The sequence below is a fragment of the Polaromonas sp. CF318 genome (assembly GCF_000282655.1).
Taxonomy (GTDB): domain Bacteria; phylum Pseudomonadota; class Gammaproteobacteria; order Burkholderiales; family Burkholderiaceae_C; genus Polaromonas.
Window position 1 is genome coordinate 33,282 of the sequence record NZ_AKIV01000139.1, and the last position, 10,670, is coordinate 43,951.

10 protein-coding genes are annotated in these 10,670 nt (G+C 65.9%); 5 read left to right on the plus strand and 5 right to left on the minus strand.

What is annotated here, in order from left to right; translation table 11 throughout:
- Positions 1–17 precede the first annotated feature (17 nt).
- The 5 genes from PMI15_RS21355 to hutC all read right to left on the minus strand — a co-directional run bounded on the left by PMI15_RS21355 (position 18) and on the right by hutC (position 4,240).
- A complete protein-coding gene (locus PMI15_RS21355) occupies positions 18–773 on the minus strand; it encodes a transporter substrate-binding domain-containing protein (protein ID WP_007874066.1) in 756 nt (251 codons plus the stop codon).
- A gap of 58 nt (positions 774–831) precedes the next feature.
- Positions 832–1,557 carry an IclR family transcriptional regulator gene (locus PMI15_RS21360; RefSeq protein ID WP_007874068.1) on the minus strand — a complete coding sequence of 242 codons (726 nt, stop codon included), beginning with the start codon at positions 1,555–1,557 and terminating at the stop codon, positions 832–834.
- A 186-nt stretch (positions 1,558–1,743) separates the two neighbouring features.
- Complete coding sequence (gene hutI, locus PMI15_RS21365) at positions 1,744–2,958, minus strand: imidazolonepropionase (protein ID WP_007874069.1); 1,215 nt, start codon at positions 2,956–2,958, stop codon at positions 1,744–1,746.
- Positions 2,955–3,533, minus strand: coding sequence for a HutD family protein (locus PMI15_RS21370; protein ID WP_007874070.1), 579 nt, complete (start codon positions 3,531–3,533; stop codon positions 2,955–2,957). Before PMI15_RS21370 ends, hutI begins: the two co-directional genes overlap by 4 nt.
- A complete protein-coding gene (gene hutC, locus PMI15_RS21375; RefSeq protein WP_007874073.1) occupies positions 3,530–4,240 on the minus strand; it encodes a histidine utilization repressor in 711 nt (236 codons plus the stop codon). Before hutC ends, PMI15_RS21370 begins: the two co-directional genes overlap by 4 nt.
- A gap of 197 nt (positions 4,241–4,437) precedes the next feature.
- On the opposite strand from hutC, the gene hutU reads away from it, so the two are divergent.
- Genes hutU through hutH form a run of 5 tightly spaced genes read left to right on the plus strand, consistent with a single transcriptional unit; the run spans position 4,438 to position 10,577 of the window.
- Complete coding sequence (gene hutU, locus PMI15_RS21380; RefSeq protein ID WP_007874075.1) at positions 4,438–6,144, plus strand: urocanate hydratase; 1,707 nt, start codon at positions 4,438–4,440, stop codon at positions 6,142–6,144.
- 6 nt (positions 6,145–6,150) lie between these two features.
- Complete coding sequence (locus PMI15_RS21385; RefSeq protein ID WP_007874078.1) at positions 6,151–7,164, plus strand: ornithine cyclodeaminase family protein; 1,014 nt, start codon at positions 6,151–6,153, stop codon at positions 7,162–7,164.
- A gap of 8 nt (positions 7,165–7,172) precedes the next feature.
- Complete coding sequence (locus PMI15_RS21390) at positions 7,173–8,021, plus strand: phosphate/phosphite/phosphonate ABC transporter substrate-binding protein (protein ID WP_007874080.1); 849 nt, start codon at positions 7,173–7,175, stop codon at positions 8,019–8,021.
- Entirely contained in the window at positions 8,021–8,992 is a 972-nt protein-coding gene (locus PMI15_RS21395) for a tripartite tricarboxylate transporter substrate binding protein (RefSeq protein ID WP_007874090.1), read from the plus strand. The genes PMI15_RS21390 and PMI15_RS21395 overlap by 1 nt, the downstream gene beginning before the upstream one ends.
- 40 nt (positions 8,993–9,032) lie before the next feature.
- The gene (gene hutH, locus PMI15_RS21400) at positions 9,033–10,577 is read left to right on the plus strand and encodes a histidine ammonia-lyase (RefSeq protein WP_007874095.1); all 1,545 of its coding nucleotides are present in this window, start codon (positions 9,033–9,035) and stop codon (positions 10,575–10,577) included.
- The last annotated feature ends 93 nt before the right edge of the window (positions 10,578–10,670 follow it).

The window sequence follows — 10,670 nt, forward strand, 5'->3', positions numbered from 1 at the left end:
CCGATGCGCTCCCGGTCTTATTTAGCGGCTGCAGTGGTCGTATTGCTGAACCACTTCTTCACGATCTGGGCATAGGTGCCGTCGGCCTTGAGCTTGGCCAGGGCGCCGTTGACGGCCTTGGTCAGCTCGGGCGTGTCCTTGCGCAGCGCCATACCGTACTCTTCGGTGGTGAGCTGCTGCTCCAGCACGCGCTGGCCGCCGCGGGTGCGCACGTACTGGAAGGCGGCCGGCTTGCCGGTCACGGCCGCGTCGGCGCGGCCTATGTCAACCAGGTTGAACATTTCCTGGTTCTTCTCGACTTCCACCAGTTGCACCTGCGGGTAGTTGGACGCCAGGTAGCTGACCGACTTGGTGCCCACCTGCACGGTCACCTTCTTGCCGTTCAGGTCGGCCAGCGTCTTGATGGCGGTATTGCCCTCTTTCACCATGGCCACCAGGCCGCCCGCATAGTAGGCGTCGGTGAAGTCCACGACCTTTTTGCGCTCGTCGGTGATGTAGATGGCCGACACCGCCATGTCGAAGCGCTTGGACACCAACCCGGGAATCAGGCCCTTGAAATCGATATCGACCCATTCGACGCGTTTGTTCAAGGTCTTGGCGACGGCTTCCACCAGCTCGATGTCAAAGCCCGTGCGTTTGCCGCCTTCGACGAACTCCATGGGCGGGAAGGTGGCGTCGGTCCCGACGCGAAGCACGTCTTGCGCGTGCACGCTGAAAGTAGCCAGGCCAAGGACGGCAAGGCAGGAAGCAAGGAATTGGCGGCGGAAGTTCATGGGGTTTTCTCCAGGGGTTAAATCAATTCGACGGTTCAAGGACTCGGCGGCCGGACTGTCAGCTGCTCAAGCTTCGGGAAATGCGGGCGGCGGTCACCACCGCCATCTGGATCAGGGGCGGGTGTTTGCCCTCGATGCGCACGCTGGGCGCCATCAGGGTCAGGGCGCCGACGGCTTGTTGCCCCATGGCGAGAAGCGGCGCGCTCACGCCCCAGACACCGGCGTCCACCTCGCCGTCACTGACGGCAAAACCGGCCTTGCGGATCCCGGCCAGTTCGGCCAGCAATTCAGGGCTTTGGCGATCAGGGCCGAGCGCGGCGCTCAATGCCGCGGCCGGCATGTGGGCCATCAGGCATTTCGCCGAAGCGCCTTTTTCCAGGGGCACACTGCGGCCTTTTTCAAAAGAGCAGCGCAGGGATTGGCGGCTCTCGACCATGTCGATGCAAATGGCCTGGCCGTTGACCGCGACGACCAGGCCGACACTTTCCTGTGACTGCTGTGCCAGCATCAGCATCTCCTGGCGCGCCTGCTGCGCCAGGTGCGAGGCCAGGTCGTAACCCAGGGCCAGTTGCAGGCTCAGGGGGCCGGGCGCATAACGGCCGTCTGTTTCAAGCACAAAGCCCCAGCGCTTGAGCGAATTGAGCTGGCGGTAAAGCGTGCTTTGGCTCAAGCCCGTCCTGCCCAGCAGTTCCACCGCCGTCAGGGGGCGTCCCTGCTGTGCCAATGTGGCCAGCACCACCAGCGCACGGTCGACGGCGGAAACAGCGGGGGCATCGGGCAACATCGCGTCAGTATCCGGTTCTTGCCTGCACGCGCAAAGCACTATTTCTCATTGGCTGGGAATGGTTGTTTCTTTTTTGGCGTCCGGCGGGCACGCGCCGTGCCGCGGTCGCCAGCTCAGACGCGGCAGCTCAGGAGCCCGCGCAGGCCTGCCCACACGCCGGCGCGGTGCACCGGCGAGCTGCAACATTCATACCAAACGGCCTTTAAAGACGGTCTGCAGGCGCGGGTTCGCGCCCAGGGCATAACTGAGCTCGGCCGGCCGCTGCACACCCCACAGCACAAAGTCGGCCCGCATGCCGGCCGCCAGCTGGCCCCGGTCGCGCAGGCCCAAGGCCGCCGCCGCATGGCGCGTGACACCGGCCAGCGCCTCTTCGGGCGTGAGGCGAAACAACGTGCAAGCCATGTTGAGCATCAGCAGCAAGGAGGTGCAGGGCGAGCTGCCCGGGTTGCAGTCGGTGGAGATCGCGATCGGCACGCGCTGCTCGCGCAGCAGGGCCACGGGCGGCAATTTGGTCTCACGCAAAAAGTAAAACGCGCCGGGCAGCAACACTGCCACCGTCCCGGCCGCCGCCATGGCCCGCGCGCCTTCGGGCGAGAGCCATTCAAGGTGGTCGCAGCTGAGCGCGCCGTAACGCGCGGCCAGTTGCGCGCCGCCGCTGTCGCTGAGCTGTTCGGCATGCAGCTTGACCGGAATGTTCAGGGCCTTGGCCGCGGTGAAAACGCGCTCGGTCTGCGCGGTGCTGAAGGCGATGCGTTCGCAAAAGGCATCGACCGCATCGACCAGGCCTTCGGCGTGCAGCAGCGGCAGCATCTCCAGCACGGCAGCGACATAGGCATCGGTGCGGCCGGCGAATTCGGCGGGCACGGCATGCGCGCCCAGGAAGGTGGTGCGTATGTCGACCGCATGGGCCTGCCCCAGCGCGTGCGCGACCGTGAGCGTCTTGCGCTCATGCTCGAGCGCCAGGCCGTAGCCGGACTTGATCTCCAGCGTGGTCACGCCTTCGGCCAGCAGTTGTTGGAGCCTGGGCGCGCTTTGCGCCTGCAACTGCTGCGCGCTGGCGGCGCGCGTGGCCTTGACGGTGGAGGCGATGCCGCCGCCGGCGCGGGCGATCTCTTCATAACTCACCCCGTTGAGGCGCAATTCAAATTCATAGGCGCGGTCGCCGCCGTAGACCAGGTGAGTGTGGCAATCGATCAAACCCGGCGTGATGAGCGCCCCGCCCGCGTCATGTTGCGTGGTGCAGCGCGCCAGCAAATCGGCCGGCAGGTCGGCGCGCGGGCCTGTCCAGGCGATGGACTCGCCCTCTACCACCAGCGCGGCGTCTTCGATCAATCCATAGGGCTGGGATGCCCCGGCCTGCAGCGTAGCGGCATTGCAGTGTGTCCAGAGTTGCAGGCTCATGCGGGAATCTCCATCCAGAGGGCTTGCTGCGCGGCGACGCGCACCGCGGCACTGCCCGCCACCGTGCGCCAGGCCAGGCTGGCGGGAGCCAGTTGCAGCGTTTCTTCATCGAACAGCACGGTGGCGGCGGACTGGTGCGCATAGACGGCGACGGTGGTGCCGGCATGCAGGGTTTCCGAAAACTTTCCCTGGACGCGCAGCATGCGTGAAGGCTTGGGACCCCTGCGCACCATAAGGTTGAAATCGCGTGTCTTGCCGTCTATCAATTCACAGCCCGTGGCGGCACCGCCGTCAAAGAACAGCGGGGCGTCAGCGGCGGTCATGCGATGCGGTATACCCGCCACGTCGAGCTGCACGCCGGCGCCTTCGAGCACCGCGAACCAGCGCTCTATGCCTTCGAATTTCGAGAAAGGGCCGCTTGTGTCCACGTCGGCCACCGACATGCGCCAGGCCCAGTCGCCGGCGTCGGGCCACATGGCGAGTTCGCGCGTGACGCCGCCGCCGTTGCGCCAGGGCGTGGCGGGGATGTCGGCCAGCTGCACGATGTTCCAGCCGTGACGGCTCAGGGACGTCATGCCTGAAACTTCCCGGCAAAGCTGTAGCGCGAACCCGGGTAGACCAGGCGCGCCACACTGGCGATGTTGGCGCCGCTCACGGTGCGCCGCATCATGGCCAGGCAGGCCTCCGCGGGCTTGATGTCCAGGTGCTTGGCTTCCAGCGCAGACGGCAGGCAGGCCTCGATGGAATAGCTGGCTTCGGTAAGCGGTGCCTGCTCCAGCAGATGGTGCGTGGGCGTGGTCTGGGTGAAGTCGGTCTTTAAATAGTCAGGCGCCGCCGCCGGATTGACATAGCGGTCTTCATACTGGATGGGCACGCCGTTCTCGAGATGAATCAGTATGGTGTGGAACACCCGACCGCCCGGCCGCAGGCCCAGGGTACGCGCCAGGTCGGCACTGGCTTTTTCGGATTCGGCCAGCAGCACGCGCGAGGTGTGCACATGGCCGCGCTCCACCACTTCCTCGTGGATGTCACGAATGGTAAGCGTGGAGGAAATGCGGTGCAGCTCCGCGACAAAAGTGCCGGAGCCCTGGATGCGCGTGACCAGGCCCTCGCCCATAAGCTCGCGCAGCGCGCGGTTTACCGTCATGCGGCTCACGCCGAACTGTTCCATCAGCACGGCTTCACTGGGCACCGGGTCACCGGGCTTCCAGGTGCCGGCGCTGATGCGTTTTTTGATAAATGCCTTGACTTGGCCGTAGGCGGGCAGGGGTGTGGTGGCCATGGTTCAGTGCAATGTTCGCGGATGTAAGAAAAAAACATTGTCACGCAAAAAGCCGCCGGACAGGCCTTGCGCGCACAAACCGTAGCTTACGCCAGTTGACACAAGTTGTATAGACAACTACGATTTATGCCAATCGCCTATCCCGCCATTTTTTGAACACGTCCGAAGTTTTCTGTTTTTATTTCCGGAGCAGCCCCATGTCCGACCTTTCCCAAACCCCGTTTCTCGACAGCAAGGCCCGCCCCGTGCGGGCGCCCCGCGGCAGCACGCTGAGCTGCGCCAACTGGCAGATCGAGGCGGCCTACCGCATGATCCAGAACAACCTGGACCCGGAAGTCGCCGAAAACCCCGATGAGCTGGTGGTTTACGGCGGCATCGGCAAGGCGGCGCGCAACTGGCCGGCCTTTGACGCCATCCTCGACTCCCTGCGCAAGCTCAAGGCCGACGAAACCCTGCTGGTGCAGTCGGGCAAGCCGGTGGGCGTGTTCCGCACCCACCCGGGCGCGCCGCGCGTGCTCATCGCCAACTCCAACCTGGTGCCCAAGTGGGCGACCTGGGAACATTTCAACGAGCTGGACCGCGCCGGCCTGATGATGTACGGCCAGATGACGGCCGGCAGCTGGATCTACATAGGCACCCAGGGCATCGTGCAGGGCACCTATGAAACCTTTGTGGAAGCCGGCCGCCAGCATTACAACGGCGAGCTCGCGGGCCGCTGGGTGCTGACCGCCGGCCTGGGCGGCATGGGCGGCGCGCAGCCGCTGGCCGCCACCTTTGCCGGCGCCTGCTCGCTCAACATCGAATGCCAGCAGTCCAGCATAGACTTCCGCCTGCGCACCCGCTACGTCGACAAGCAGGCCAAGGATCTTGACGAGGCGCTGGAGATGATCAAGCACCACACCGCGCGCAAGGAGGCGGTGTCCATCGCCCTGTGCGGCAATGCGGCCGAGATCGTGCCCGAACTGGCCAAACGCGCCAAGGCCGGCGGCATGCGCCCGGACATCGTGACCGACCAGACCTCGGCCCACGACCTCATCAACGGCTACCTGCCGGCCGGCTGGACGGTCGCGCAATGGAAGGCCGCGCAAAAAGACCCGGCGCAGCACGCCGCGCTGACAAAAGCGGCCGGCGAATCCTGCGTGGTCCACGTCAAGGCCATGCTGGCCTTCCACGAGATGGGCATCCCCACGGTCGACTACGGCAACAACCTGCGCCAGGTCGCCAAGGACTTCGGCGTGGACAAGGCCTTCGACTACCCCGGCTTTGTGCCGGCCTACATACGCCCGCTGTTCTGCCGCGGCGTGGGCCCCTTCCGCTGGGTGGCGCTTTCAGGCGACCCGGAAGACATCAAAAAGACCGACGCGAAGATGAAAGAGCTCTTCCCGGGCAACAAACACCTGCACCGCTGGCTGGACATGGCCGAGGAGCGCATCGCCTTCCAGGGCCTGCCGGCGCGCATCTGCTGGATAGGCCTGGGCGAGCGCCACATCGCGGGCCTGGCCTTTAACGAGATGGTCAAAAGCGGTGAGCTCAAGGGCCCCATCGTGATCGGCCGCGACCACCTGGACAGCGGCTCCGTCGCCTCGCCCAACCGCGAGACCGAAGCCATGAAGGACGGCAGCGATGCGGTGAGCGACTGGCCGCTGCTCAACGCCCTGCTCAACACCGCCAGCGGCGCGACCTGGGTCAGCCTGCACCATGGCGGCGGCGTCGGCATGGGCTACTCGCAGCATTCGGGTGTGGTCATCGTCTGCGACGGCACGGCCGAGGCCTCTGAAAAACTGGGTCGCGTGCTGTTCAACGACCCGGCCACCGGCGTGATGCGCCATGCCGATGCGGGCTACGACATTGCCAAACAGAGCGCCAAAGACAACGGGCTGAACCTGCCCATGATAGGAAGCTGAACAGATATGTCCGACAGCAGCGCCGAGATCCATCTCACCTACCTGAACCATCCCGACGTCCAGGCCCTGGCCCTGACCGATGCCGAGATCATTGCCGCCGTCGAGCAGGCCCTGCACGCGCAGGGCAACAAGCAGACGACCATAGAGCCGCGCATGCACCTGGTGCCGGAAAAAGACTACCCCGGCCACTTCAATGTGCTGCGCGGCTACATACGCCCGCTGGGCCTGGCCGGCGTGAAGGTGGTGGGCGATTTTTACAAGAACTACGAACAGGGCCTGCCTTCGGAACTGGCCGTGCTCAACCTGTTCGACCCCAAGAACGGCTCGCCGATCGCCATCATCGACGCCTCCGACATCACCGACATGCGCACCGGCGCCATCACCGCGCTGGGCGCCAAGCACCTGGCGCGCAAGAACTCGAAAATCCTGGGCCACATAGGCGCGCGCGGCACCTCCTACTGGAACGTGCGCCTGCTCGATTCGATTTACAACTTCGACGAGATTCGCGTGCATTCGCGCCGGCCGGAAAGCCGCAATGCCTTTGCCGCCAGACTCGAAAAAGACCTGGGCAAAAAAATCACGGTGACCGAGGACTGGGAGTCCTGCGTGCGCGGCGCCGACATCGTGGTCGAGGCCTCGCGCCTGGAAAAACCCACGCCCATGCTCAAGACCGAGTGGATCAAAAAAGGCGCGTGCGTGATTCCCTACGGCACCATGAGCGCGGTCGAACTCTCGCTGACCGACATCATGGACAAGATGGTGATGGACGACTGGGGCCAGGCCAAGGCCGGGCCGCTGGGCGCGCTGCGCGCCCATGTGGACGCCGGCAAGCTGTCGGAGGCCACGCTGCACGCCGAACTCGGCCAGATCGTCGCGGGCCTCAAGCCCGGGCGTGAAAGCGATGAGGAAACCAACCTGTTCTGGCACCGGGGCCTCTCGCTGTCGGACATCGCGCTGGGCGCCTTCATGCTGGAAAAAGCCAAGCGCATGGGCCTGGGGCAAAAGCTGCGCTTTCGCTGAAGGCCGGCATGGTGCACGCCGTGAATCCCCCGCAAGCCCCACAGGCCACGCAAACACAGATCGCCAACGCCCGCATGTACTCGGCCACGCCGGCGGTCAAGGCCGACTGGAAGGCCTTGCTGGCCTGGGTGCTGGCGCGTGCCGGGCTGCCGTGGGAGCTGGTCGACTACGACGCGCCAGCGCCGCTCTCGGTGTTGTGGGCGCGCAATGACCTGGGCCTGGCCATGATGTGCGGCCTGCCGTTTGCGCAGCGCGGCGAGCGGCCCACGCTGGTGGCCGCGCCGGTTCCCTCGCCGGCGCGCTATGGCGGCAAGCCGGTGTACTTCACCGACATCGTGGTGCGCGCCGATGCGCCCTACCGCACGCTCGAAGACACTTTCGGCGGCGTGATCGGCTACACCCTGGCCGATTCCATGTCGGGCGGCGTGGCACTGCGCCATCACCTGGCGCCTTATCACCAGGCAAACGGTTCGCGCCTGTACCGCAAGGCCGTGGGCGAACTCATCAATGCGCGCGGCGTGATCACGGCGCTGGCCGAAGGCCGCATAGACGCCGGCCCGCTGGACAGCTATTACCACGACCTGCTAAAGGCGCACGACCCGGATTTTGCGGCGCAGGTGCGCACCATTGCCAGCACGGCGGCGCTGCCGATTCCACCGCTGGTGGCCACCGCAGCCCTGCCCGAAGAGACGCTGGCCAAAGTGCGCGCGGCGCTGCGGGCCACGGCCAAGGCGACGGAACTGGCACCGCTGATGCAGCGCCTGCTGCTCGCGGGTTTTGCTTTCCCCGATCCCGCGGACTACCTGCCGCTGGCGGCCATGGACGGCGGGCCCGCGCCCGCACTGGACGACATCTGATGAAACCGCTGTTCACGCGATCTGCATTTCTGGCCTTGCTGCTTGCCGCCGTCTCCTTCGGCGCCACCGCGCAGACCTATCCCTCCAAACCACTGCACGTCATCGCGCCCTTCCCGCCCGGCGGTCCCGTCGACGTGCTGGGCCGTGTGCTGGCGCAAGGCCTGTCGGAAGCCATGGGCCAGCCGGCAGTCGTTGACAACAAAGTCGGCGCGGCCGGCAACATCGGCATCGACCAGGCGGCCAAGGCCGCGCCCGATGGCTACACCCTGGCCATAGTCCCTCTGGGCAATATCGCGGTCAACCCGGCGCTCTACCCCAACCTGCCCTACAAGGCTTCCGACCTCGCGCCCGTCACCATGCTGGCCACGGTGGAGAACGTGCTGGTGGTGAACGCGGCCGTGCCGGCGCGCTCCGTCAAGGAACTGCTCGCGCTGGCCGCACAAAAGCCCGACAGCGTGAGTTTTGCCTCGCCGGGCGCCGGCAGCCAGGCGCACCTGGCCGGAGAGTTGCTGGCCTTGAACAGCAGCGTGCAGTTGCTGCACGTTCCCTACAAAGGCATAGGCCCGGCGCTCAATGATTTGCTGGGTGGACAGGTCACGATAATGTTCGCGCAGATGTCGTCGGTGCTGCCCCACATCAAGAGCGGCAAGCTGCGCGCGCTGGGCGTGGCGAGCTTGAAGCGTTCGCCCGTGATGCCCGAGACAGCGACGATTGCCGAACAGGGCCTGCCGCGCTTTGAGGCCGTGTCCTGGTACGCGCTCATGGTGCCGGCCGGCACGCCGCGCGCCGTCATCGACAAGCTCAACCTGGAGACCGGCAAGCTTTTCGCGCGCCCCGAGCTCAGGGAAAAGCTGACCGCGCTGGGCATGGATGCCGCGACCGGCAAGCCCGCCGACCTGGCCGCCGCCATCCAGGCCGACACCCTGCGCTGGACCGAGGTGATACGGCAGAAAAACATAAAGCCCGAGTAAACGCCGCCCCCTCTTTTTTTCTTTTTACGTTGGCAACACCATGACCCTCACCATCCAACCCGGCCGGCTGACCCTGGCGCAGCTGCGCGACATTCACACCACTGCGCAAACGCTGGCGATAGACCCCTCCGCCACGGCCGGCATTCGCGCCAGCGCCGCGCTGGTGCAAAAGGCCGCGCAGGGCGGGGATGCCGTCTACGGCGTCAACACCGGCTTCGGCAAGCTGGCCAACCAGCGCATCGCGCAGGTCGACCTTGAAACCCTGCAGTTGAACCTGCTGCGCTCGCATGCCGTGGGCGTGGGCGAGCCCATGCCCGAGCGTGTGGTGCGCCTGGTGCTGCTGCTCAAGGCCGCGAGCCTGGCGCGCGGCTACTCGGGCGTGCGCGAAATCGTCATCGACATGCTGATGGCGCTTTACAACAAGGGCCTGACACCCGTGATTCCCTGCCAGGGCTCGGTGGGCGCCTCAGGCGACCTCGCGCCGCTGGCCCATCTGTGCCTGCCGCTGATCGGCGAAGGCGAGGTGTTTTACCAGGGCAAGCGCATGGCCGCGGCAGACGCGCTGAAACAGGCGTCGCTCACGCCGGTCAAGCTGTCGGCCAAGGAAGGCCTGGCGCTGATCAACGGCACGCAGGTGTCGACCGCGCTGGCGCTGGACGCGCTGCTGGCCACCGACCGGCTGTTTGAAGCCGCCGTGATCTCGGGCGCCGTCACGCTGGACGCCGCGCGCGGCAGCGACGGCCCGTTTGACCCGCGCATCCACGCGGTGCGCGGCCAGCCGGGGCAGATCGCCTGCGCCGCCGCCTACCGCGCCATCATGGTGGGCAGCGAGATACGCCGCTCGCACCTCGAAGGCGACGACCGCGTGCAGGACCCCTATTGCCTGCGCTGCCAGCCGCAGGTCATGGGTGCCTGCCTGGACCAGATGCGCTACGCCACCGAGGTGCTGATGCGCGAAGCCAATGCCGTGACCGACAACCCGCTGGTGTTTGCCGAGGACGAGACCCTTTTGTCCGGTGGCAACTTCCATGCGGAACCGGTTGCCTTGGCCTGCGATGCACTGGCCGTGGCGATTGCCGAGATCGGCGCCATCACCGAGCGCCGCATCGCCATGCTGGTCGACACCGCGGCATCGCGCCTGCCGGCCTTTCTCACGCCCGAGCCCGGCCTGAATTCCGGCTTCATGATCGTGCACGTCACCGCTGCCGCGCTGGCCTCGGAAAACAAGTCGCTGGCGCACCCGGCCAGCGTGGACAGCCTGCCCACCTCGGCCAACCAGGAAGACCATGTGAGCATGGCCACTTTCGCGGCGCGCCGGCTGCAGCCCATGCTGCGCAATACCGAATACATCGTCGCCATAGAACTGCTGACCGCAGCGCAGGGCATTGAGTTTTTGCGCCCGCTCAAAAGCTCGGCAGTGCTCGAGGGCGTGCTGCAACTGGTGCGCCAGGTCTCGCCGGCCATGATGCATGACCGCAGCCTGGCGCCTGACATCGAAAGCGTGCACCAATTGGTGGCGGGCGGGCGCATAGGCTTGGCCGGAGAAGCGCAAATCACCGAGTTAACCGCCTTGCGGCTGGCATGAAGCCTGCATACATTAGAACCTGTTTACGGCCTAAACGGGGCCGCGCAAGCCCCTTCTCGGGATGGGATGCAAGGCGCGGTGCGACGCCCATAG